Annotated in this window: 20 protein-coding genes; 17 read left to right on the plus strand and 3 right to left on the minus strand. The window is 66.2% G+C overall.

What is annotated here, in order from left to right; all coding sequences use genetic code 11:
- Positions 1 to 42: 42 nt before the first annotated feature.
- Positions 43 to 3,603, minus strand: coding sequence for an indolepyruvate ferredoxin oxidoreductase family protein (locus ACI48D_RS16070; protein WP_435572241.1), 3,561 nt, complete (start codon positions 3,601 to 3,603; stop codon positions 43 to 45).
- A 212-nt stretch (positions 3,604 to 3,815) separates the two neighbouring features.
- On the opposite strand from ACI48D_RS16070, the gene ACI48D_RS16075 reads away from it, so the two are divergent.
- From ACI48D_RS16075 to ACI48D_RS16090, 4 genes are read left to right on the plus strand one after another with little or no spacing between them, the layout of a single operon-like run.
- Positions 3,816 to 4,898, plus strand: coding sequence for a porin (locus ACI48D_RS16075; RefSeq protein WP_435572242.1), 1,083 nt, complete (start codon positions 3,816 to 3,818; stop codon positions 4,896 to 4,898).
- Positions 4,899 to 4,916: 18 nt separating this feature from the next.
- The gene (locus ACI48D_RS16080; protein WP_435572243.1) at positions 4,917 to 5,441 is read left to right on the plus strand and encodes a gamma carbonic anhydrase family protein; all 525 of its coding nucleotides are present in this window, start codon (positions 4,917 to 4,919) and stop codon (positions 5,439 to 5,441) included.
- Between the two features lie 12 nt (positions 5,442 to 5,453).
- Positions 5,454 to 6,407, plus strand: coding sequence for a hydroxymethylglutaryl-CoA lyase (locus ACI48D_RS16085; protein WP_435572244.1), 954 nt, complete (start codon positions 5,454 to 5,456; stop codon positions 6,405 to 6,407).
- Positions 6,408 to 6,431: 24 nt separating this feature from the next.
- Complete coding sequence (locus ACI48D_RS16090) at positions 6,432 to 7,589, plus strand: CaiB/BaiF CoA transferase family protein (protein WP_435572245.1); 1,158 nt, start codon at positions 6,432 to 6,434, stop codon at positions 7,587 to 7,589.
- 28 nt (positions 7,590 to 7,617) lie between these two features.
- On the opposite strand, the gene ACI48D_RS16095 is transcribed toward ACI48D_RS16090, so the two are convergent.
- Positions 7,618 to 8,406 carry an alpha/beta fold hydrolase gene (locus ACI48D_RS16095; protein WP_435572246.1) on the minus strand — a complete coding sequence of 263 codons (789 nt, stop codon included), beginning with the start codon at positions 8,404 to 8,406 and terminating at the stop codon, positions 7,618 to 7,620.
- Positions 8,407 to 8,498: 92 nt separating this feature from the next.
- Between ACI48D_RS16095 and ACI48D_RS16100 the strand changes: the two genes are divergently transcribed.
- Positions 8,499 to 10,178: an AMP-binding protein gene (locus ACI48D_RS16100; protein WP_435572247.1), complete on the plus strand. Its 1,680-nt coding sequence runs from the start codon at positions 8,499 to 8,501 to the stop codon at positions 10,176 to 10,178.
- A gap of 24 nt (positions 10,179 to 10,202) precedes the next feature.
- On the opposite strand, the gene ACI48D_RS16105 is transcribed toward ACI48D_RS16100, so the two are convergent.
- Positions 10,203 to 10,835, minus strand: coding sequence for a response regulator (locus ACI48D_RS16105; protein WP_435572248.1), 633 nt, complete (start codon positions 10,833 to 10,835; stop codon positions 10,203 to 10,205).
- A 401-nt stretch (positions 10,836 to 11,236) separates the two neighbouring features.
- On the opposite strand from ACI48D_RS16105, the gene ACI48D_RS16110 reads away from it, so the two are divergent.
- The 12 genes from ACI48D_RS16110 (at position 11,237) to ACI48D_RS16165 (ending at position 24,368) form a co-directional block, all read left to right on the plus strand.
- Positions 11,237 to 13,846 (plus strand): EAL domain-containing protein, encoded by a 2,610-nt coding sequence (locus ACI48D_RS16110; RefSeq protein WP_435572249.1) that lies wholly within the window; start codon positions 11,237 to 11,239, stop codon positions 13,844 to 13,846.
- A 4-nt stretch (positions 13,847 to 13,850) separates the two neighbouring features.
- Positions 13,851 to 14,168 (plus strand): hypothetical protein, encoded by a 318-nt coding sequence (locus ACI48D_RS16115; protein ID WP_435572250.1) that lies wholly within the window; start codon positions 13,851 to 13,853, stop codon positions 14,166 to 14,168.
- 2 nt (positions 14,169 to 14,170) lie between these two features.
- Positions 14,171 to 15,010 (plus strand): HDOD domain-containing protein, encoded by an 840-nt coding sequence (locus tag ACI48D_RS16120; protein ID WP_435572251.1) that lies wholly within the window; start codon positions 14,171 to 14,173, stop codon positions 15,008 to 15,010.
- Positions 15,011 to 15,014: 4 nt separating this feature from the next.
- Positions 15,015 to 15,965 (plus strand): ATP-binding protein, encoded by a 951-nt coding sequence (locus ACI48D_RS16125; protein ID WP_435572252.1) that lies wholly within the window; start codon positions 15,015 to 15,017, stop codon positions 15,963 to 15,965.
- Entirely contained in the window at positions 15,962 to 17,308 is a 1,347-nt protein-coding gene (locus tag ACI48D_RS16130) for an HD domain-containing phosphohydrolase (protein WP_435572253.1), read from the plus strand. Before ACI48D_RS16125 ends, ACI48D_RS16130 begins: the two co-directional genes overlap by 4 nt.
- Positions 17,286 to 17,831: a response regulator gene (locus ACI48D_RS16135; protein WP_435572254.1), complete on the plus strand. Its 546-nt coding sequence runs from the start codon at positions 17,286 to 17,288 to the stop codon at positions 17,829 to 17,831. The genes ACI48D_RS16130 and ACI48D_RS16135 overlap by 23 nt, the downstream gene beginning before the upstream one ends.
- A 6-nt stretch (positions 17,832 to 17,837) precedes the next feature.
- On the plus strand, positions 17,838 to 18,920 hold the full coding sequence (locus tag ACI48D_RS16140; protein ID WP_435572255.1) for an ATP-binding response regulator: 1,083 nt from the start codon (positions 17,838 to 17,840) through the stop codon (positions 18,918 to 18,920).
- Positions 18,921 to 18,954: 34 nt separating this feature from the next.
- Positions 18,955 to 19,938, plus strand: coding sequence for an HDOD domain-containing protein (locus tag ACI48D_RS16145; RefSeq protein WP_435572256.1), 984 nt, complete (start codon positions 18,955 to 18,957; stop codon positions 19,936 to 19,938).
- A gap of 297 nt (positions 19,939 to 20,235) precedes the next feature.
- Positions 20,236 to 20,775: a chemotaxis protein CheW gene (locus tag ACI48D_RS16150; protein ID WP_435572257.1), complete on the plus strand. Its 540-nt coding sequence runs from the start codon at positions 20,236 to 20,238 to the stop codon at positions 20,773 to 20,775.
- The gene (locus tag ACI48D_RS16155; RefSeq protein ID WP_435572258.1) at positions 20,762 to 22,123 is read left to right on the plus strand and encodes a CheR family methyltransferase; all 1,362 of its coding nucleotides are present in this window, start codon (positions 20,762 to 20,764) and stop codon (positions 22,121 to 22,123) included. The genes ACI48D_RS16150 and ACI48D_RS16155 overlap by 14 nt, the downstream gene beginning before the upstream one ends.
- Positions 22,120 to 22,719: a chemotaxis protein CheW gene (locus ACI48D_RS16160; RefSeq protein ID WP_435572259.1), complete on the plus strand. Its 600-nt coding sequence runs from the start codon at positions 22,120 to 22,122 to the stop codon at positions 22,717 to 22,719. The genes ACI48D_RS16155 and ACI48D_RS16160 overlap by 4 nt, the downstream gene beginning before the upstream one ends.
- A 14-nt stretch (positions 22,720 to 22,733) precedes the next feature.
- Positions 22,734 to 24,368, plus strand: a complete 1,635-nt coding sequence (locus ACI48D_RS16165) for a methyl-accepting chemotaxis protein (RefSeq protein ID WP_435572260.1) — start codon at positions 22,734 to 22,736, stop codon at positions 24,366 to 24,368.
- Positions 24,369 to 24,371: the final 3 nt, after the last annotated feature.

Genomic DNA, 24,371 nt, shown 5'->3' on the forward strand with positions numbered 1-24,371 from the left:
CTGCAGCTGCGGTCCCTTGCCATCATAGCATCAGGGACGGCCTCAGGCTGCCGCCGCCGGGGCCGCGCCGCGGTAGGCGGCGAGCAATGCAGTGCGCTCGGCGGCCGCGGCAGCCATCGACTTTTCCTTCACCCGGCCGTAGCCGCGGATGGCGTCGGGCAGCTTGGCCAGTTTCACGGCCGCTTCCGCGTTGTGATGCGTCAGCGAGTGGCTCAGTTCGTCGACCAGCCCGACATATTCCTCGACCAGGCGCCGCTCGGCACGCCGTTCTTCGGTGTGGCCAAAGGGATCGAGCAGCGTGCCGCGCAAGCCCTTCAGCCTGGACAGGACCCGGAACGCCGGCAGCATCCACGGCCCGTAGCTGCGCTTGACGGGGTGGCCCTCGGCGTCGCGCGGCGCCAGCAGCGGCGGTGCCAGGTGGAAGTGCAGCCGGTAGTCCTTGCCGGGTTCGCCGTCGAACTGGCTGCGCAGCTTGTCGAGGAAGGCCGGGTCGGCGTACAGGCGCGCGACCTCGTATTCGTCCTTGTAGGCCATCAGCTTGGCCAGGTTGCGCGCCACCGCCGTCGTCACCGGCAGGCGCCTGGCGTCGCCGCTGGCCTGTTCGCGCACGCGCACCCGCTCGACCGCGTCCCGGTAGCGCTGCGCGTAGGCCGCGTCCTGGTATGCGGTCAGCAGTTCGGTGCGCCGGGCCACGATGGCGTCGAGCGACTCCGGCCGGTGCAGCATGATCGGTACGGCCTTGTCGCGCGCCGTCGTACCCAGCGAATCCACGCCGTGGTGGGCCAGATAGCGTCCGTAGTCGAAGGCGCGCCGGTTCTTGTCGACGGCGACGTTGTTCAACTCGATCGCACGCACCAGGCTGTCGTAGGCCAGCGGCACCCAGCCGCGCTGCCAGGCGAAGCCCAGCAGGAGCGGGTTGGCGAAGATGGCGTCGCCCAGCAAGTGGAGCGCGGCCGCGTGCGCATCGAGGAAATCGGATTGATGGCCGACGCTGCTGCGTACCGCGTCCTGCGCCTGCTCGGCCGGGAAGCGCCAGCGGGGATTCTTGACGAAGTCGGCGGTCGGGGTGTCCGCCGTGTTCACCACCGCGCGGGTATGGCCTTCGCGGGTCTTGGACAGCACTTCCGGCGACGCCGACACCAGTGCGTCGCAACCGATGAGCAGCCGTGCCTCGCCGGTGCCGACCCGGGTCGCATGCAGGTAGGCGGGCGTCGGCGCGATCTGGACGTGGCTGATGACCGCACCGCCTTTTTGCGCCAGGCCCGCCATGTCGAGCACCGTCACACCCTTGCGCTCGAGGTGGGCCGCCATGCCCAGCAGGGCGCCCACCGTCACCACGCCGGTCCCGCCGACGCCGGTGACGACGATGCTGTAGGTGGCCTCGAGCGCCTCGGCCGGCGGCAAGGGCAGGGCCGCGATCGCGGCGGCCAGGTCGGCGCTCGGCGATGCGGTCACGGGCTTGCGCATGGCCGCGCCTTCCGCCGTGACGAAGCTCGGGCAGAAGCCCTTGACGCAGGAAAAGTCCTTGTTGCAGGAGGACTGGTTGATCTTGCGTTTCACGCCCAGCGGCGTGGCCAGCGGTTCGACCGACAGGCAGTTGGATTCTACCGAGCAGTCGCCGCAGCCTTCGCAGACGGCGTCGTTGATGAAGGCGCGCCGGGCCGGATCGACCGCCTTGCCGCGTGTGCGGCGGCGGCGCTTTTCGGTGGCGCAGGTCTGGTCGTAGATCAGGATCGTGACGCCGGCCGTGCTGCGCAGGGATTTCTGGATCCGGTCGAGTTCGTCGCGGTGATGGACCGTAGCGCCGGCCGGCAGCGCGATCTCGCTGGTATATTTTTGCGGCTCGTCGCTCACGATGACGATCCTGGCGACGCCTTCCGCCTGCAGCTGGTGCGCGATTTGCGGAACGGTCAGCACGCCGTCGACAGGCTGGCCGCCGGTCATCGCCACCGCGTCGTTGTACAGGATCTTGTAGGTGACGTTGGCATGCGCGGCGACGGCGGCGCGGATCGCCAGCTGCCCCGAGTGAAAATAGGTGCCGTCGCCCAGGTTCACGAAGATGTGCTTCTCGTCGGTGAAATGCATCTGGCCGAGCCAGGACACGCCTTCGCCGCCCATCTGGCTGAAGGTCTCGGTGCTGCGGTCCATCCACATCGCCATGTAGTGGCAGCCGATGCCGGCCGCCGCGCGCGAACCCTCCGGCACCCGGGTCGAGGTATTGTGGGGGCAGCCGGAGCAGAACCAGGGGCGGCGTTCGGCGATCGCCATGGCGCTGGCCGGCTTTTCCTTGGCGTCGATGAGCGCCACCCGCGCATGCATGCGGGCGCGCACCTCGGCGGGCAGGTCGCCGCGGTCGAGGCGGCGTGCGATCGCGCGCGCGATGATGGCCGGCGACAGCTCGTAGCGCGCCGGCAGCAGCCACTCGGCGCGCGGCACCGACCACTCGCCGCCCTGGTGGTCGCGCTCGTCGAACTTGCCGTACACCTTGGGACGGACCTGTTCATTCCAGTTGTACAGCTCCTCTTTGAGCGCGTACTCGACGATCTGGCGCTTTTCCTCGACCACCAGGATTTCTTCCAGCCCCGTCGCGAATTCGCGCGCGATGTGCGGATCGAGCGGCCACACGCAGCCGAGCTTCAGCACGCGGATCCCGACCCCGGCGCAGGTGGCCTCGTCCAGCCCGAGATCGGCGAGCGCCTGCCGTACGTCGAGATAGGCCTTGCCGGCGGCGACGATGCCGAAGCGCGGCCGCGGCGAATCGACCACGATCCTGTTGAGCTTATTGGCGCGGATATACGCGAGCGCCGCATACCACTTGTGTTCGACCAGGCGCGCTTCCTGCTCCAGCGGCGGGTCGGGCCAGCGGATGTTCAGCCCGCCCTCCGGCATCGGGAAATCGGACGGAATCACGACCTCGACCCGGTCGGGATCGATGTCGATCGAGGCGGTCGACTCGACCACGTCGGTGACGCACTTCATGCCGACCCACAGGCCGGAGTATCGGCTCAGCGCCCAGCCGTGCAGGCCGTAATCCAGGTATTCCTGCACGTTGGACGGATACAGTACGGGAATGCCGGCGGCGATCAGCGCATGTTCCGACTGGTGCGCAACCGACGAGGACTTGGCGGCGTGGTCGTCGCCGGCCAGTACCAGCACCCCGCCATGGGGTGAGGAGCCGGCGGAATTCCCGTGCTTGAAGACGTCTCCGCTGCGGTCGACCCCAGGGCCCTTGCCATACCACATGCCGAACACGCCATCATGCCTGGCGCCCGGCCACAGCCCGGTCTGCTGGCTCCCCCACACCGCGGTCGCCGCCAGTTCCTCGTTCACGCCCGGCTGGAACACGATCCCGTGCCCGGCCAGGTGGTGTTTCGCCTTCCAGAGCTGCTGGTCGAGGGCGCCGAGCGGCGAGCCGCGGTAGCCGGACACGTAACCGGCGGTCTTCAGGCCGGCGCGGCGGTCACGCTGCTGCTGCAGCATAGGCAGGCGCACGAGGGCTTGCGTGCCGCTCATGTAGACGCGTCCTTGTTGCAGCGTGTACTTGTCGTCGATCGTGACCTGGGCGATGGCCTTCTGCTGCGCGGGGGTAAACGGGGAATTCATGTGAGGGTGTCTCCTTTTTAGGCGTCCGATTATAGGCAGCGCGAATGTGCGCAGAAGACCTGATTCGGCAATGCAGGCTTCTGGAAAACGCATGCCTGCCATGCCTGCCATCTCGGAACGTGAAACCTGCCTTGTCGAAACAGCGCTGTTCCCCTGCCGCATGCCTACCCATACTGAGCCGGCCGCATACAACAACAATCACGGAGACATGCATGAGAACAAAGCAACTGGCAGCCTTGCTGCTCGGCGTCGGCTGTGCATCCGCACAGGCCGAAGGGCCGACCATCTACGGGGCGATCGACTTGAATATCGCCACCGTCAGCAACGTGGCCGGCAAGGGACGGGTAACGGGCGAGCATAACGGCGGCATGAGCTCCTCGCGGCTCGGGTTCAAGGGCAGCGAAGACATCGGCAACGGGAACTCGATCAACTATCTGCTTGAAATGGACGTGCTGGCCGACGTCGGTTCGACCGGCAGCGGGCCGCTGTTCGCCCGTTCGTCCTGGGTCGGCGCCAGCGGCAAGTGGGGCGAGATTCGCCTGGGCCGCAATTACACCGAAACCTACGAGCTGGGTGCCAAGTTCGATCCCATGAGCGGCGGTAATTTCGGTGGCGTGATGGCGGTGTTCGACAGCCGGCAGACCGGGCTGAACCCGACTTCGGGCAACCTGTTCGCTTCCTATGGTTCGGCGCGGGTCGATAACAGCATCCATTACCGGACGCCGAACATGCTCGGCCTGGTTGGGCGCGTGACCTATTCGGCAGGGGAGACGGCCGGGAGCACGAAAACGAATTCCGTCAGGACCGGCTCCGTGGAGTACACAAGGGGGCCGTTGGACGGCGCGCTGGTGCTCGGCCAGATGTACTCGCCGGCAGCGCCGAAGCTCGTGTTCCGCTATGAGGCGGGCTATCTCCGCTATCAATTCGGCTTTGCGCGCATCGTCGCCGGACATACCGAATCCATCGGCCTCGGACCGGGCGGCGGCAAGTTCGTGAGCAACTTCGTCGGCGCAAACATTCCGGCCGGCCCGTCGGTCATGCTGAATGCCTTCCTGGGCAGGGTGGACAACCGGGTCTTCGACGAGCAGCCGCTCACCTGGAGCTTGCGCGGCGATTACTACCTGTCGAAGCGCAGCATGCTATACGCGGGTTATGCGGCATCGCGGCAGGACAAGGGCAGCCGGCTGAATATCGTCAACCTGGCCAAATTCACTTCGGCGAGCGGCGCCGGCAACCAGCCCAACGCCGGGGACGACCAGACCGGTTTCATGGTCGGCATCCGCCACGTATTTTAACGATCGGGAGACAACACAATGGCGATTTACCAGTTGGGAGCGGCAATGCCCTCCATCGCATCCTCCGCCTATATTGCGGAAACCAGCGCCGTGATCGGCCACGTGACCGTCGAGGACGGCGCCAGCGTCTGGTTCGGCGCCACGATCCGCGGCGACAACGACCGCATCACCATCGGCCGCAACAGCAACGTGCAGGAAGGCGCAGTGCTGCATACCGACCCGGGCTATCAGCTGACGATCGCGGAAGACGTGACCGTCGGCCACCAGGCCATGCTGCACGGCTGCGCGATCGGCGCCGGCACCACCGTCGGCATGCAGGCGGTGGTCCTGAACGGCGCCAGGATCGGCAGGAATTGCCTGGTCGGCGCCGGCGCCCTGGTCACCGAAGGCAAGGAATTTCCCGACAATTCCTTGATCCTGGGCGTGCCCGCCAAGCTGGTGCGCACGCTGACGGAAGAGGATATTGCCGGCCTGCGCCGCAATACCGGCGGCTATGTCGAGCGCGCCCAGTATTTCAAGACCCAGCTCACCCGGGTCGGCTGAATGGATCAACGCATGAGCGGAGCAGCGAACATGACGAATACGAGCAACAGGCAGGTGACGATCCGCGAAGTCGGCATGCGCGACGGCCTGCAGAGCATCCCGACCATCGTGCCCACCGAACGCAAACTGGAGTGGCTGCGCGAGGCCCACCAGGCCGGCCTGCGCGAGATCGAGGTCGGCTCCTTCGTGCCGGCGCGGCTGCTGCCGCAGCTGGCCGACACCGCCGAAGTGCTGGCCTACGCCAGGACCTTGCGTGGACTGGTCACATCGGTGCTGGTGCCGAACCTGAAGGGTGCGGAACGCGCGATCGACGGCAAGGCCGACCTGATCGTGGTGCCGCTGTCGGCCAGCCACCAGCACAGCCTGGCCAACCTGCGCAAGACGCCCGACGAAGTCGTGGCCGAGGTGGCGCGCATCCGCGCCGCCCGCGACGCCGCCGGCTCCAGCACCCTGATCGAGGGGGGCGTCGGCACCGCCTGGGGCTGCACCCTGCAGGGCCGCGTCGAATGGTCCGAAGTGCTGCGCCTGACGCAGGCGCTGCTGGATGCCGGCGCCGACCGCATCAACCTGGCCGACACCGTGGGCTATGCCGACCCGGCCGCCGTCCGCGCGCTGTGCGAACAGACGAGGCGCGTTGCCGGGGACCGCTTCTGGGGCGCCCACTTCCACGATACGCGCGGCATGGCGATGGCCAACGTCTATGCGGCGCTCGAGACCGGGATCACCCGCTTCGACGCCTCGCTGGCCGGCATCGGCGGCTGCCCGCACGCGCCCGGCGCCAGCGGCAATGTCTCGACCGAGGACCTGGCCTTCATGCTGGCCAGCATGGGGAACGAGACCGGCATCGACCTGGAACGGCTGCTCGACCTGCGCGCGAAGCTTGCGCAATGGCTGCAAGGGGAGACCCTGCACGGCACGCTGGCACGCGCGGGTCTTCCAAAAACATTCGCCGCCAGGGCGGCCTGACTGACGATGGACACCACTATGCACATGAACCAAGCGAACGCCCGCCCGCTGCCGCTCGCGGGAATCCGCGTGATTGAATTTTCCCATATGGTCATGGGGCCGACCTGCGGCATGATCCTGGCGGACCTCGGGGCGGAGGTCATCAAGATCGAGCCGCCGGGCGGCGACAGGACCCGCAGGATGACCGGCGTCGGCGTCGGTTTCTTCCGCACCTTCAACCGCAACAAGAAGAGCGTGGTGCTGGATATCGAGACCGAGGACGGCCTGGCGAGCGCGCGCGCGCTGATCGCCGGCTGCGACGTCATGCTGGAGAACTTCCGGCCGGGACTGATGGCCAGGCTCGGCCTCGACTACGCGACCCTGTCGAAGGGGCACCCCGGCCTGGTGTATGTGTCGCACAAGGGCTTCCTGCCGGGGCCGTACGAGAAGCGCCTGGCGCTCGACGAGGTCGTGCAGATGATGGCGGGACTGGCCTACATGACCGGCCCGCCGGGCCGTCCGGTGCGCGCCGGCGCCTCCGTGAACGACATCATGGGCGGCATGTTCGGCGTGATCGGCGTGCTGGCCGCGCTCCGGGAGCGCGAGCGCACCGGCAAGGGCCAGGAGATCGAGAGCGGCCTGTTCGAGAACTGCGCCTTCCTGGTCGCTTCGCACATGCAGCAGGCCGCGATGACGGGCGAGGTGCCGCCGCCGATGCCGGCCCGTTCGAGCCCCTGGGCCGTGTACGACGTGTTCACGCTGGCCGACGACCAGCAGTTGTTCATCGGCGCCATCAGCGACAAGCAGTGGGACCAGCTGTGCGGCGTGCTGGAGCGCCCGGACCTGCTCGAGGACCCGGCCTTGCGGTCCAACGCGCAGCGGGTGGCGATCCGTCCGCAGGTGCTGGCCCGCCTGAGCGAGATCCTGAAGGAACACCGCATCGAGGAACTCTCCGCCAAGCTGGAGAAGGCGGGGCTGCCTTACGCGCCGATCGCGCGCCCGGACCAGCTCCTCGACGACCCGCACCTGAAGGCCAGCGGCGGACTGGTGCCCATCCAGACCGAAGACGGCGGCGTCGCCCAGACCGTGCTGCTGCCGATGTCGCTGGGCGGACAACGCCTTGGCGTGCAGCGGGCACTGGCGGCCGTCGGCGAACACACCGATGAAGTCCTGAAGGGCCTGGTCCAGCGCCGGGGGGACTGAGAACCGGTCGAGTTGGCGCCGCCTGGCCTCACGCCGCCTGCGCGGTGAATGCGGCAAGCAGCGCGACGACTTCTTCCGGACGCTCCCGGTGCGGCACGTGCCCGGTGTCCGGCAGCATGGCGATACGCGCCGGGCCGGCGCACAGCTCGCCGATCATCGCAGGGTGGCGCGCCGAGCCGTATTCGTCGCGCGCCCCATGGATCGCCAGCAGCGGGCATGCCACCATCGGCAGGACCCCGGCAAGCGACCATCCTGCGAATGCCGGGTCCAGCCAGGTCTCGGTCCAGGCGTCGAGGACCCACCTGGCTTTCTCGCCGTGGTACTTCACGAGGCGCGCGAACTGGTCCGCGTGCCGGAAGCCTTCCTTTGCCGCCAGGATGCCTTGCCGGGTCTCGTCGCCGACGAATGCCTGGGCGGATTCGGTGACCAGCGCGGCGCAGTGCGCTCCGTACAGGACAGCACAATGCACCGCCATGCCGCCACCCACGCTGTGGCCGAAGGCGATGAAGCTGCCCAGGCCGAGCCGTTCCCTCAGCAGCGGGAAAAACGCGGCCGCTTCTTCGGCCACGAACGCCGGCGGCAGCCTGCCTTGCCTGGGGTCCGAACGCCCGAATCCGAGCCGGTCATACGCAATCACGGTGCGCCCGGTGGCGGCGCTCAGGCTTGCCGGAAAATCCCGCCACAGGTCGACGCAGCCCAGCGAATCGTGGAAGAGCACGATGGGCGCCTTGCCGGGGCCGGGACCGTTCCAGATGCGGGCAAACAGGCGCCCTTGCGGATGGGCGATCCAGACGTCTTCGTGGCGGGCAGAGGTCATATCGGGAGGGGCATCGTCTTGATGGCCTAGAATATAACCGATCATTATGGTAAATAAGCCATGAAGACATTGCGGACAACAAGGAGACAAGCATGCTGCAAAGCCTGAGCTATGTGCACGGCGCCCATGACCGGCCTTTGATCGGGGAGTCGATCGGGGTTCACCTGGCCTCGATCGCCGAGCGTTTCGGCGATAACGATGCGCTGGTCGTGCGTCACCAGAACATCCGGTGGACCTACCGCGAGTTCGACGAGCGGGTCACCCGCCTGGCCGCCGGCCTCATCGGGCTGGGCCTCGATCCCGGCGCGCGGGTCGGGATCTGGGCGCAGAATTGCGCCGAGTGGGTGCTGGTGCAATTTGCCACGGCGCGCGCCGGCCTGATCATGGTGAACATCAATCCGGCCTACCGCCGCTCGGAACTCGAGTATGTGCTCGGCAAGGTGGAATGCAGCGCCCTCATCCTGGCACCCGCCTTCAAGTCGAGCGACTACATCGGCATGGTCCAGGAGATCGCGCCGGAAATCCATGATTGCCAGCCGGGCGCGCTGCGCTCGGCGCGGCTGCCGCAGCTGCGTCACCTCGTGCGCCTCGGCACCGAACGGACGCCCGGCATGTTCAACTTCGACGAGCTGCTGGCGCCGCCCGGCGCACAGGCATTGGAACACCTGTCCAGGGTGCAGGACGGCGTACAGTTCGACGACCCGGTGAATATCCAGTTCACCTCGGGTACGACGGGTGCGCCGAAAGGCGCCACGCTGAGCCACCATAATATCCTGAACAACGGCTTCTTCATCGGCGAGGCGATGAAGCTGAGCATGCGCGACCGCTTGTGCATTCCGGTCCCCCTGTACCACTGTTTCGGCATGGTGCTCGGCAACCTGGCCTGTGTCACGCACGGCGCGACGATGGTCTTCCCGGGCGAGAGCTTCGATCCGAAAACGGTACTGGAGACGGTGCAGGAGGAACGCTGTACCGGCCTGCATGGCGTGCCCACCATGTTCATCGCGATCCTCGACCACCCGGATTTTTCAGGCTACGACCTGTCGACGCTCCGGACCGGCATCATGGCCGGCTCCCCGTGCCCGGCCGAGGTGATGAGCCGGGTCATCGATCTCATGCACATGGGAGAAATCACGATCGCCTACGGGATGACCGAGACCTCGCCGGTGTCGTTCCAGAGTTCGGTCGACGACCCGGTCGCGCTGCGCGTCTCCACCATCGGCCGCGTCCATCCCCACCTCGAAGTGAAAATCGTCGATGCCGACGGCAAGATCGTCCCGCGCGGGGTCAAGGGCGAACTGCTGACCCGCGGCTATTCGGTCATGCTGGGCTACTGGGGCGACGAGCAAAAGACGCGCGACACCATCGATGCCGCGCGCTGGATGCATACGGGCGACCTGGCCGTCATCGACAAGGACGGTTTCGCGGCTATCGTGGGCCGCTCGAAGGACATGGTGATCCGCGGCGGCGAAAACATCTATCCGCGCGAGATCGAGGAATTCCTGTACCGCCATCCCAAGATCATGGATGTGCAGTGTGTCGGCGTACCGGATCCGAAATACGGCGAGGAGCTGTGCGCCTGCATCATCCTGCGTCCCGGGCAAGAGGCTAGCGCCGAAGAAATCCAGGACTTCTGCCGCGGCCAGATTGCCCATTACAAGGTGCCCCGTTACATCCGTTTCGTTTCCGCCTTCCCGATGACGGTGACGGGCAAGATCCAGAAGTACCTGTTGCGCGATCAGCTTGCTACCGAGCTTGGCCTGGCCGGCTGAGCGCTGTCGGAGGCAGGCCTTGCATCAGGAAGCGATCCGGTGCTTGATGGCGTAGCGTATCAGCTCGGCGTTCGAGGTCAGCTGCATCTTGGCAAAGATGCGGGTTCGATAAGTATTCACGGAACTGTTGCTGATATCGAGCTTGCCCGCGACCTGTTTGACCGACAGCCCCATAGCGAGCAGGGCGAACACCTGGCGTTCCCGGTCGGTCAATAGCGCGTGGGGGCTCGGCGTTTTCGGCGCCGTCAATTCGAGGGCCAGCAGGTCCGCCAGCGATTCGCTTACGTAGTGTCCGCCCGCGTGCACCTTGCGCACCGACTTCTCGATGACGTCGACGGTCATGGATTTGCTGATGTATCCGCTTGCACCCTCACGCAGGCACTCGACGCCGAACTGGCTTTCCAGGTGCATACTGATCACAAGGACGGGGATGTGCGGAAAACGTTCGCGAACGATCCGAAGCGCGGCGAGCTCATGCAGGGGGCTGAGGGTCAGGTCGAGCACGACCAGGTCGACCTCGTCTTGACTCAGCACGGACAGCAGGGACTTCATGTCCCATGCTTCGCCGACGACGACGATGTCGCTTGCGGGCGCGAGCGTCTTCTTGATGCCTTCGCGGATGAGTTGATGGTCGTCGGCAAGGACAATCCTGATCATGTGCAAGGACTCCAGGATGGCGGGGCCGCGGAATCGGCGCCGTGCCGCCTGCCGGGCCTATCGGTGAGCTTGGCGTCGATCATTGTGGTGTCTCCCTCTTTCTTTTCTCATTGCAGTGGAAAGTGTTGCGTCACTGCAAGTCACAATGATGATTGTAAGCAAGACGCGTAACGACGTCCTGTCGTAGAAACAGCGACAGCGATCCTGCTGCCAGTGACGGGCTTTCCCGGGCAAGGAATGGGGGAGGCTGGGCCGTGGCGTTGTCTTGCGGGCGTAGCTGCCTCGTTTTTACGACAGGATTGTCGCAAATTATGTGAGCATGTCGCGCGAAGCTGTCCTATATCCTTGAGATATCCGCTCGATTTCCCCAAGAGCCTGTCGAATTTTTCAGGCACCATCTCATGAAAGCAGTCAAACCACACGCTACAGGGTTTCCGGACCATTCTGCCCCAGGACCGGGTGAAGCGGGTGCATTCACCATCTCCGCTTGCCCCGAAGCGCATGTGGCGCTGGAATGGTTCGAGCACGCACCCGGCTTCGTCGCCTTCCTTGCCGGTCCGGACCTGGTGTTTGCCCATGCAAACGATGCGTACAAGCGCCTGGTGGGCCGCGAACACCTGATCGGCCTGCCTCTCCATGTCGCCCTGCCGGGAATGGCGGGACAGGGGGTGACGGGGCTGATCGCCGATGTGCTCGCGCGCGGGGAAAGGCGTGTCGAGCGCGCACGCGCGGTGCTGGTGCCGGGTGCCGACGGCGGATCGCAACTTCGCTATGTGGACTTTGTCATCGAGCCGGTTCCGTCCGGCGATGGAGAAGGCATCGCCGGCCTCTTGATTCAAGGCAGCGATGTGACACTGGAGACGATTTCGCAGCGTGAACTCCAGTTCAGTCTCACCCACGACAGTCTGACCAGGTTGCCGAACTACGCCTTGTTCCGTGACCGGCTCGCGCATGCCTTGCAGCGGGCCGCGCGTGCCCAGGGCTTGCTGCAGCTTGCGGCATTCGACCTCGACATGTTCAAGCGCGTGAATGCCTTGCTCGGCCGCGAGTGCGGCGAAAGCATCCTGCGCGAGGTGGCGCTTCGCATTCAGCACGTGGCCGGGCCCGAGGCGACGCTCGCGCGCGAAAGCGGTGACAAGTTCCTGCTGATGTTCGAAGGGGAGCAGGAGGCCGACGCGGCGAAGCGGATCCAGGACGTGATCGAGGCCGTGGCGGAACCCTTCGACCATGAAGGACATGCGGTGTATGTGACCTGCTGTGTCGGCGGTGCGACCTTCCCCTTGAGCGGGCAGACGGCCGACAGCCTGTTGCTCGCCGCCGATCGCGCACTGGCACGCGCCAGGGAAGCGGGCGCCGGCATGCTGCGCTGGGACGATACCGCGCCGGACGGCGCCGAACTCGAGCGGTTGCGTCTCGGCTTTGCCTTGCGCGAGGCCATGGCGCGGGGGGAGCTGCAGGTCCACTACCAACCCCAGCTCGACCTGGTGACCGGCAAGCCGTGCACCGTGGAGGCCTTGGTGCGCTGGATGAAGGATGGCGAAAAGGTGCCGCCGGCAACCTTGATCAGCGTGGCGGACGAGTGTGGCCTGATCGGCGAGCTGGGTGACTGGGTGTTGCGCACGGCATGTACCCAGGCCGTCCGCTGGCGCGAAATAGGCTTCAGCTCCCTGCGGGTCGCGGTCAATCTGTCGGCACGCCAGTTCTCGATGCGAAATCTGGAGAGTTCCATCGTCAAGGCCTTGTCCGACACGGGACTGCCCGCCAGCTGCCTGGTTCTCGAGCTGACCGAAAGCCTGTTGATGGAAAACCTGGACCACGCGGTCGAGAGCCTGTTCGCGTTGAGAAAACGTGGGGTCCAGCTGTGCCTCGACGATTTCGGCAGCGGCTATTCCAGCCTGGCCAACCTGCAGCGCCTGCCGATCGACGTCCTCAAGATCGACCGCTCGTTCCTGCAGCGCGTACCGGAGGCGGAAGACGCGTCGGCGATCGTGGACGCCATCATCACGATGGGACACAGCCTGGGGATGCGCGTCGTGGCCGAAGCGGTCGAACGCGAAGCCCAGTGCGATTTCCTGTCGCGTAACATGTGCGACGAGGTGCAGGGTTACTACGTTTCCGGACCGGTACCCGCAGACGCCATGACCGAGTTCCTGCGTGCCGGTGTCGGCTTGGCGCCGCATTTGCTGCGCTTTAACCGGACCCGGCCCACGCTGCTCCTGGTGGACGACGAGCCGAGCATCCTGTCGTCGCTCCGGCGCCTGCTGCGCAACGAGGGCTACCGGATCCTGACCGCGAACAGCGGGAGCGAAGGACTCAAGGTGCTTGCCGAAAACGCCGTCGACGTCATCGTGTCGGACCAGCGCATGCCGGAGATGACCGGGGTCGACTTCTTGCGTAACGTCCGGCAACTGTATCCGGACACGGTGCGCATCGTCCTGTCCGGTTTTACGGAGCTGCAAACGGTCACCGATGCCGTCAACGCCGGGGCAATCTACAAGTTCCTGACCAAGCCATGGGATGACGAGCAGTTGCGCGGACATATCCAGGAGGCTTTCCTGTATGGCGCGATGGCGAACGAGAACCGTTTGCTGACCCTGCAGGTGCGCACTGCCAACCAGCAGCTCGCGGCGGTGAATCACCAGCTCGAGTCGGTGCTGGCGCAGCAGCGCAACGAGATCGAACGTGGCGAGATCAGCCTGGACATCGTGCACGAAGCGCTCAGCAACGTGCCGGTACCCGTGCTGGCGAGCGATGACATCGGCACCATCGTGCTGGCAAACCGCGCCGCGCTGGACCTCTTCTCGGGCCACGGACCGGTGCTGGGTTGCGACGTCCGTCAACTATTTCCCGGTCTTCCCGCTGAATTGCCGGAAGGTACAGGATTTTCATTTGAACACCGTCTTGGTGACAAGCGATTCCCCGCCGAACTGCGCCCGATGGGCAATGGGAGCCATTCGCGCGGCTGGCTGATCGCTGTCACAGGACGGGAACTCGATACCGCGGAGCACTAGACCCATGAAACAATTTCGCATCGTTCCAACCGAGGAGGCCGAGGAGGGCATGTGCCTGTACGAGGATCTGCGGGACCGGGCCGGCAACGTCCTCCTGCCAAAGCTGACCGCGCTGTCCGCGACGATGATCAAGTCCCTGCTGCGGCGTGGCGTCGAAGCCGTGGCGATCGTCGACGACACGATCACGCCGGAACAGCTTGCCGCCGAGCGCGGACGGGTACAGCAACGGCTCGCGTACCTGTGCCGTCATGCCGGTGCCGGAGCGGCGAATTTGCTGCTGCGCCAGGTGGTCGAGGACTATCGCCTGGCGGAGCTGTCCTGATCATGGTCGATATTGCCCAAGTAGTGAAAGGGATCCGGGATCTGCCGAGCTTGCCTTCGATCGTCCTCGACCTGATCGCTTCCTTCGAACGCGCGGATGTCGACGTGACGACACTGGCGGAGAAAATGTCGAGGGACCAGGCGCTGGCTGCCAAGACGCTGCGCCTGGCGAACTCGTCGTTTTATGGCCTGGCGGCGAAGGTCAAGACGGTCAAGCAGGCCATCGTCGTGCTCGGTTTCGACAGTGCGCGTGCGCTGGCGGTCGCCAGCAGCGTCATCGAGACTTTCGGCAACAGCAATTGCCAGCAGATCGACGTGGCCGTCTTCTGGCGCCATTCGATCGCGGCCGCGCTGTGTGCGAAAAGCCTGGCACGCCATGCCAAGGTCGACCAGGACTATGCCTTCATTGCCGGCCTGCTGCACGACATCGGCCGGCTCGTGCTGGCGTCCAATTTTCCCGTTGAGTATGCGCAGGCCGTCGACTACGCCGAGCGCAACGACACGAGCATGAGCGAGGCCGAGTTGCGCGTGCTTGGCGTGGACCACCAGCTCGCCGGCCAGATGCTGGCGGAAGCCTGGAAGTTTCCGCCCCTGATCCAGCGTGCGATCGGCAAGCACCACGCGCCGGCCACGAACGATCTGGGCAACTTGCCCGGCGTGGTCCATGCGGCGAATGCGATGGTGCACGCACTCGACCTGGGCGGTGGCGACCATGCCGCCGTGCCGCGCCTGCTCGATGCGACCTGGGACAGTCTTCGCCTCACGCCGGAGCAGTTGCGGACAGTCTGCCGCGAGACCGAAGGGCAGTTCGAGGAAGCATGTCGACTTTTAATGGTGGCCTAGGAATATGAAAGACAATGTAGAAACGGCACGCAGTGGCGCGACCTCGACCTGCCGGGAGTCGGTCGAGGCGGAGTTATTGCGCCGCAACCAGGAACTGACCGAGCTGAACGAAAAGCTTTCCCGGGCGCAGGAGCAGTTGCTCCAGTCGGAAAAGCTGGCGTCCATCGGCCAACTCGCGGCGGGGGTGGCGCACGAGATCAACAACCCGATCAGCTTCGTGTTTTCGAACTTCGGGACCTTGCAGACCTACCTCGCCGACCTGCTGCGGGTACTTGCCCAGTACGAGAAGGCCGAGCAGTTCATCGCGAACCCGCAGATGGTCGAGCAGATCGCGGCCTTGCGCCAGCAGGTCGACCTCGATTTCCTGATGGATGACGTTCCGGTCCTGATGAGCGAGTCGCGCGAAGGCATCGAACGGGTGCGCAAGATCGTGCAGGACCTCAAGGACTTCTCGCGCGTCGACGCGCACCAGGACTGGCAGTGGGCCAACCTCCATCATGGGATCGACTCGACCTTGAACATCGTGAACAACGAGGTCAAGTACAAGGCCGATATCGTCAAGGAATACGGCGACATTCCCGAGGTCGAATGCCTGCCGTCCCAGATCAACCAGGTGATCATGAACATCGTCGTGAACGGCGCCCAGGCGATCAGCGGGCCGCGTGGGCGGATCACGATCAGGACCGGGACCGGCGAAGGCCACGTGTGGATCGAGATTGGCGATAACGGGAACGGCATCCCCAAGACGATCCTGTCGCGCATCTTCGACCCCTTCTTCACGACCAAGGCGATCGGCAGCGGCACGGGCCTGGGTCTGTCCTTATCTTACGGCATCATACAAAAACACCATGGCCGGATCGAGGTGCAGAGCGAGCCCGGAGTCGGCACCGTGTTCCGGATCGAATTGCCGATCAAGCATGACGAGGAAAGGGACCAGTCCGAGGTGCACGAATGAGCGTGTGCGCCGCCATGAGGCCGGACGCCCCCGCCGCCACCATCCTGTGCGTCGACGATGAGCCGAATATCCTGGCGGCCTTGCGCCGCCTTTTCCGCAAGGAGAACTACCGGGTGTTGTGCGCCGGCGGCGCCGCGGCAGGGGTGGCGGTACTGGAGCAGGAGCGGGTCGACATCGTGATCTCCGACATGCAAATGCCAGAGATCAATGGGACCGAGTTCCTCGAGTGCGTGAGGCAGCGTTGGCCCGCCACGCTGCGCCTGCTGCTGACCGGACACGCGGATGTCGAGTCGACCATCGGTGCGATCAACCGTGGCGAGATCTACCGCTACATCACCAAGCCGTGGGATGAAAACGCCATGCTGCTGGTGATCCGCGACGCGCTGGAGCGCCAGGCGCTGGAGCGCGAGAAGCGCCGGCTGGAGGCGCTGACCAGGGAACAGAACGAGGCGCTGCGCGAACTCAACGCCACGCTGGAGCGACGCGTGCGTGAGCGGACTGCGGAACTGGACTCCGCCCAGCAGTCCTTGCAGGCGTCGCACGAGCGGCTGAAGGCGAATTTCCTTACCTTGATCAAAATGCTGTCGAGCCTGACCGAAATGCGCGGCGGCGTGATGGCAGGACATGGGCGGCGGGTCGCCGACCTCGCGCGCCGGATTGCTCAGCGGATGGGCTTGTCGTCACGCGAGGTACAGGATGTGTTCGTGGCAGGCTTGCTCCATGAAATCGGCAAGACCGGGCTTCCCGACGACTTGCTCGGCATGCCCGAGTCCTTGTTGAAAGGAGATAACGTGGGGCGATACCGCAAATATCCCCAGCTTGGCGAGCAATTGCTGATGCCGCTCGAGGAATTGCGCGAAGCTGCACGCATCGTTCGCTCGCACCGCGAACGCTTCGACGGCTCCGGCTTCCCTGACGGCAGCGCCGGCTTCGACATTCCACTCGGCGCGCGGGTGCTGGCGGTGGCCCGCGACTTCGAAGCATTGCAGCAGGGCTTGCTGGTTCAGCAGCAGATGGACGCCAAACGGGCGACCGATCTCGTCGTCGAAAGCAGGGGCAAGCGCTACGATCCCGGCGTCGTGGAGGCGTTCTACGATATCCGGACAGGGCGCAGCATGGGCGACGAAATAGCGGAAGTCGCGATGGGGGTGGGGCAGCTCATGCCGGGCATGGTGCTCAGCCGCGACCTGCTTTCCACGGAAGGCGCGTTGCTGCTGTCGGCAGACCATGTGCTGGGTGAAAGAATGCTGAAACAGCTTGCCGAATTCGAGCGCAGGTCGGGTGTCGAACTGCAACTCTTCATCAAGTCGGGAGGAACGGATGCGCCGCATTCTGATTCTTGACGACGAGATCGCCGTATTGAATGCCCTGCGGCGCACCTTGCGCGCGGCTTTCCCCGACGAGGCCATCGAGATCGAAACCTTCGATGAACCGGAAAACGCGGTGCTACGTGCCGGCGTGCAAGACTTCGATGTCGTCATCTCGGACTATCGCATGCCCGGCCTCAACGGTGCCGACGTGCTTCAGCTGATGAAGGGATTGCAGCCGGATGCGGTCCGTATCGTCGTCAGCGCGACCACCGCGTTTGGCGATATCATCGCCGCCGTCAACCGGGCTGAAGTGTTTCGCTATCTGGCCAAGCCCTGGCAACAGGAGGAGCTGATCGCGACGGTGCGGGAAGCATTCGTCCGCAGGGACAGCCGGGTGCGGGCGAGGCTGGAGCAGCCCGCGGCGCAGATGCCCGACCTGCGGGCCGGGCGACAGCATCCTCCTTCGCACCAGATCGAGCTGGAAGAGCTCGAGGTGGAAGAGCCGGGGATGACCCGCGTGGACTGGGATGAGCATGGAAACATCCGCCTGTACTAAGCTGCGATGACAGACTTTTCGTTCGAACAAATGCCGGCGAAGCAGCCAGCGCCGAAGGTCTTGCTGATCGATGCCGACGCATCGCGGCACGGCGGGCTGGGGCGACGCCTGCGCCGGCGCGGCGTCGGGTTTCATGCTGCGTCGACGGCGCTGCAGGGCATGGCGCTGGCGCGGTCGATCCGGCCCGATGTCCTGGTGCTGGGCGAAGCGCTGGCGGACGCGGAAGGCTTCGAACTGCTGCGCTCGATTCGCCGCGACCGGGCGTTCGACGCGGTGCCGGTGCTCATGCTGTCGGCGCGCGCCGATGCGGCGGCGCCCACCCTTGCCCTGCGGGCCGGCGCGAACGATATCCTCGCACCCTCCATCGATGCCGGGGAGCTTGTCGAACGCATCCAGGCGCACGTGCGCATGGCGCAGGCGCAGCGCGCCGCCACATGGGGCGCGTGCGAGCAGCTGCGCACCGAGGAGCGCCGGCTGCTGGCACGCGAAGTCCATGACCGCCTCGGGCAACTGCTGACCGCCGCGAACATCGACATCCGCCTGCTCGAACGGCGCGCGGGCGAGGGCAAGGAGCTCCCGTCCCGTGAAGAGCTGCTGCGGGAGCTGCGCGCGGCCTTGTCGAGCATCGAACAGGCGATCGCATCGGTACAGGACCTGTCGCTGCTTCTGCGTCCGCCCGACCTCGGGGCCGGCGGGCTGGTCGCGGCATTGCGTTGGCAGGCCGGCGAATTCCAGCGCCGCTTCGCACTGCGCTGTAGCGTGCGGCATGCCGAAGCCGGGTATGTCGAGCCGACGTGCCTCGTGGCCGCTGAACTGTTTCGCATATGCCAGGAGGCCCTGACGAACGTGCTTCGCCACGCCGGCGCTACCGACATTCAGGTGCAGCTCGCGGTACGCGGCCGCAACCTGGTGCTGCGCGTGTGCGACAACGGCGTGGGGCTGCCCCGCGGTGTCGCCGACGCGCCGACCGCGATCGGTATCGCCGGGATGCGCGAACGGGCAGCCGGCATCCACGCCAGCCTGCAGATCCGCGGCCGGCCGGGGCGCGGCACGATCCTTGCCGTGCGCCGCGAACTCCGCCTGCCCTGATCACCAACTGTTGTATGCCAGAAAGTAGGATCGCATGAAGAAATGGATTTCTCGTTTAATGGGCGGCACCGAAAGCGGTGCCAACACGTCCGATGATTCCGGTCCGGATGGGGGCGGGGAGGACCAGGCGCAGCGCTCGCAAGGGATCAGCAAGGAGATCGACACGGCCTACTACCATTGGCTGACCGGATCCGCGGGATTCAACGCGCCCGCCGAGCTGGAGTCCCGGATTCTCGACGAGGTCCAGGTCCTGACCGGCCGTCCCGGCGATGCGGCCGGCCTGGTGCCGCGCGTGCCCGAGGTGATCCCGCAGGTCTTGCGCAGCCTGTCCGACGAGGACGCGTCCGCCGCCGAACTGTCGCGCCTGGTTGCCCAGGATGTGGTGCTGGCGGCGGAAGTCATCCGCGAGGCCAACAGTGCCTACTATCGGCCCATGAGTACGGTAAAAACCGTCGAGGCCGCCATCATGATGCTCGGACAAAACGGTTTGCGCATGCTGCTGGCGCGCATTGGCTTCCGGCCCATCATCAAGATGCAGTCCGATGGGTTTTCGCGGCGCGTCGTGCCGCAGATCTGGGGGCAGTCCGAAAAATGCGCGCTGGCAGCCAGCCTGATGGCGCCTGGCCTGACTGCCGGCGTGTTCGAGTCCTACCTGGCCGGCCTGATGCAGAACGTGGGCCTGGTCGTCGCGTTCCGGCTGGCGGACCGCGTTTGCCAGAACGGGAACGTGCCTGTGTCGGGCGAGTTCGGTATCAGCCTGCTCGCCGCCAGCCGCCAGCTCTCGGCCGAGATCGCGAAGCATTGGGAGTTCCCGCAGGATGTCGCAAACGCCATCGCACAGGCGAGCCAGCCAGGCGAGTCCAGCCTTGCGCTGGCGCTGAGCCAGGGCGACCGCATCGCCAAGCTGCGCCTGTTGCTCGACGGCGCCATGTTGACCGAGGACGACCCTCTCGTTGCCGAAGGTCTCGACAGCTTCCAGCGCCGTTGCCTGGGCAAGTTGAGCAAGCTGGAAACTTGAAGACGTGGCGCATCAATTGTTGATGAGAAACAACATTTTTTCGACGCCTACGTCGTTCAATTCGCGACAGGAAGCGGGCTTATTCATGACGCATGGCCTCGCCTATCGACTCAGCGCCGTTAAAAAATCGCGTGATTTCAAGTAGTTGCTGACGCAATCGTATGGATGTCGTCGGGCGGCGCCGGATAAATACAGACGACACCGGGCTGTGACGGCGGCCCTAAGCTTGGATACGATTCGGCGTACACACAACGGATACTGTTGGTCAACGACCTGCAGGCTTACAGAGCCACTGCCATGAATCCTTCCATTCGCGCGCCCCAGGCGACGAGCTCTGCATTGCCGCCGGATGACGCCGGGTCGGCCTTGCACGACGACATGCCGGTGCTGGTGTTTGTCTGCCAGGAGCAGCGGTTTGCGGTGCCGCTGTCGTGCGTGCGGCGCGCCGTGCTCAGCGCCCGGCCCAGCCCCTTGCCGGGGGCAATCGAGATCGTGCTCGGGGTCCTCAAGGTCGCCGGCGATACCGTGACCGTGCTCGATTTCGCGCGCCGCGCCGGGTGCGGCCCGACCGTGATCAACCCCACGCAGCAATTCCTCATCGTCGACCTGGGCGGGTTCCGCTGTGCGCTGGTGGTCGACAGCATCATTGGCCCGAGCATGGCCCCGTGCGTTGCCGGCGGATGGCCGGGCGCGGCCGGCGCCGCCGAATTCGTCGGCGGCGCCCTGCAGTTGCCTGGCGGCCTTTGCTTCGTGATCGAGCCGGCGCGCTTCCTGTTCGGGCATGAGCGGGAACGGCTGGCGCAGGCACTGGAGGGAGCATCCCATGCGCTGGAGTGAACATCCGATGCCGGCCGCTGCCTGGCTGGACCAGGCAGCGCGGCGGATCGCGGCGGAGATCGGCCTCGACTTTTCCGGCGCGAAGCGCAGGCAGTTCCACACTGCCCTGGTCAAGATGGCGGCGGCGCTCGGTTACCCGAGTCCGCAGGAATGCGCGGCCTGGCTGCTGGAAGGCCGCTGGACCGAGACGCGCAGCGTGCTTTGCGCGCGGTTCTTCACCATTGGCGAAACCTATTTTTTCCGCGAGCCGCGCGCGCTCGACCTGGTCTGCGACCATGCGCGCGCGCGCATCGTGCAAGACCTGGCCCGGCCGCTGCGGGTCTGGAGCGCGGGCTGCTGCACCGCCGAGGAACCGTATTCGATCGCGATGGCGCTGCGCCGGCGGGTCCCCCAGCTGGCGCCCGACAGGGTGTCGATCCTCGCCACCGACCTGAATGACGCATTCCTCGATGTGGCGCGCGCCGGGGCCTACCGGCGCTGGTCGTTCCGCCGGACCGATCCGGCCGACCTGGCGGCGTTTTTCCGGCTGCGTCACGACGGGCGCTACGAGATCGACGCGTCGCTGCGCGAGCAGATCCGCTTTGCCCGCTTGAATCTCGCTTCCGGCGCCTATCCGTCCGCGGCGACGCAGACGCAGGCGATGGATGTCATCTTCTGCCGGAATGTCCTGATGTATTTCGGACGGGCGCAGATCATGCAGGTCACTGCGCGGCTGCGCGATAGCCTGGTCGATGGTGGCTGGCTGGTGGTGAACGCGAGCGAGGCGTCGCCGGAATTGTTCCCGGGCTTTACTCCGGTGCGCTACGGCGAGGCGGTCTTCTTCCGCAAGAACGCAGGAACGGCGGCCGGCGCCGGTCCATCCGTTGCAGCCGCCCGCGGCGCGCGCCTGCCCGCCGCCTGTGCGGCCGGGCGCAAGCGCGCTGCGCCGGTGCTGCCGGCGCCGCTACCGGCACAGGAGCATGCCCCGCAGGCGCAGGGGCAGGCGCAGGCGCAGGAGGAGGTGATGGCGCGCGTGCGCACACTGGCCGGCGCCGGTGCCCGCGAGGATGCGCTGCAATGCCTGCGCCGGGCGGTCGAGGCACACCCGCTGTCGGCGCCCTTGCAGCAGAGCGCAGCGCTGTTCGCGCTCGAATACGGCGACCGGCAGATGGCGCGCCAGGGCGTCCGGCGCTTGCTCTACCTGGATCCCGACAGTGCGATCGGCCATTACCTGTCCGCGCTGATCGAGGACGCCGAGGGCAGGCGTGAGCTCGCCATGCGCCTGTTGCATGACAGCCGCCGGCTGGCTGCCGGCGCCGACGCCGAGCTGAGCGACGCGGTCGACCAGTGGCTGGGACGCATCCAATGACAGGCTTCGCATGGGAAGAGGTGTTGCGCCGGCTCGAAGCGAGCGCCGCCTCGCTGGCCGCGCTCGGCACTGAGGACCCGGCGGCGCAGGAGCGCCTCCTGAGGGAGCGCGCCGCGGTTCTGGCCGGCACCGCCGTCCCCACGGCGGCGCGGCCGGACGACGGCATCGAGGTGCTGGCATTCCAGTGCGGCGGCGAGCGCTATGCGTTCGAAGCGGCCTGGGTCGCGCGCGTGCTGCCGCTGCTGCCGCTGACCGCAGTCCCGGGCCTGCCGGACTTCTACGCCGGCATCACCATGGCCGAGGGCGAGGTCCTGGCCGTGCTCGACCTGCGTGTGCTGCTTGCATTGCCGCTGTCCGAGCTGGCCGACCCTGCCGCATTGATCGTCCTGCGCGGCGAGGACCAGCGCTTTGCCGTGCTGGCCGAGGCGGTCGACGGTGCCTGCCGCTTCGCGCGGGACGGCCTCGGCCACTGCCTGCCGATGCTGGCCGACCTCGATAAAAGTTACCTGCTGGGCGTCGCCCCCGACCGCACCGCGCTGCTCGACGCGCGCCGCCTGCTGACCGATTCCACCCTGGTCGTGAATGTCGACCGCTGAAACAGGAGAATGTAATGCGCATGTTTGCCGATCTATCCACCCGCGCGAAGCTGACGTTCGGCTTCGGGCTGCTGGTTGCGACGATGGCATTGACCAGTATCCTGTCCTACCAGGGCCTGGCCGCACAGCGGGTTTCGCAACAACGCCTGTTCAACGATGACGTGGCGATCACGCTCAAGCTGAGCGAGCTGCGCAACGCCATCAACCGCGAGCGGGTGGCCCTGCTGTCGCAGTTGATCGCCACCGGTGCCGCGCAGGCAGGCTTCAGCCGCCAGGTCGATGCCGAGAAAGACCTGGTGCAGTCACTGCTCGGCGAGCTGGCCACCCTCAAGAACGTCGACCAGGAGTTTGCCGCCGATTTCACGCGCCTGGTCGCCGCACACCATGATTACAGCGCGGTGCGCGATAACGAGGTGCTCGGCCTGTTCAAGGCGGGCCAGCATGCGGCCGCCATGGCGGCCGCCACCGGGCGGCTCCAGGGCAGGTTCGATCTGTTCAAGTCGGTTGCCGAACAGATCGGCAAGCAGCAGATGGGCCAGGCGCTGCGGCGCATGCAGGACGGTGTCGTGCTGGTCGACCGCGCCGTGACCAGGCTGGTGGCGCTCAACCTGGCGGCCGTGCTGCTGGCCTGCGGCATGGCGTTCTGGTTGAACCGTGCCATTGCCGCGCCATTGCGCCAGGCGACCGCGGTGGCCGTGCAGATCGCGACCGGCGACCTGCGCGTGGAAGTGCCCGCGAGCCGGAGCAGGGACGAAGTCGGCCAGCTGCTGCGGGCGCTCGGCGACATGGTGCAGGCATGGCGCACGCTGGCGGCGGAAACCAGCCGCGGGGTGGCCACGCTGACCGGCGCCGCGGGCGAAATCCTCGCCAGTACCGCGCAGGGGGCCGCCAGCTCCGCCGAGACCGCGGCTGCCGTGAGCGAGACCACCGCCACCGTGGAAGAGGTCAAGCAGACCTCGATGCTGTCGAGCGAGAAGTCGCGCGCGGTGTCGGAGTCCGCACAGGAGGCGGCCCGCATCGCGTCGGCGGGACGCCGGGCGCTCGAGGACAGCATGCAGGGCATGCGGACCATCCAGGAAAAAATGGAAGCGATCGCCGGCACGGTCGTCCGTCTGAGCGAGCGCAGCCATGCCATCGGCGAAATCACGTCGAGTGTCGCCGGCCTGGCCGAGCAGTCGAACCTGTTGGCGGTGAACGCGGCGATCGAAGCCGCCAAGGCGGGCGAGCACGGCAAGGGCTTCGCCGTGGTGGCGCAGGAAGTCAAGAGCCTGGCGGAACAGTCGCGCCAGGCCACGCGCCAGGTGCGCGAGATCCTCGGCGACATCCAGAAGAGCGTCAGTGCGGCGGTAATGATCACCGAACAGGGCGCCAAGACCGTGGCCCAGGGCGTGGACCAGGCGACCCAGGCCAGGCAAGCCATCCACGAACTGGCGGACAATATTGCCGACGCCGCGCAGGCGGCGGTGCAGATCGCTGTCTCGAGCCAGCAGCAGCAAGCCGGCATGGACCAGGTAGCGCTGGCCATGGAAAACATCCAGCAGGCGAGTACGGAAAACGCGGCCGGCTCGCGCCAGACGGAAGCGTCGGCGCGGAATCTGCACGCCCTGGGGCAGTCGCTGCGCCAGGTCGTCGATCGCTTCCAGCTTTGAACA

This window comes from Massilia sp. LXY-6 (genome assembly GCF_051233485.1).
Taxonomy (GTDB): Bacteria; Pseudomonadota; Gammaproteobacteria; order Burkholderiales; family Burkholderiaceae_D; genus Telluria.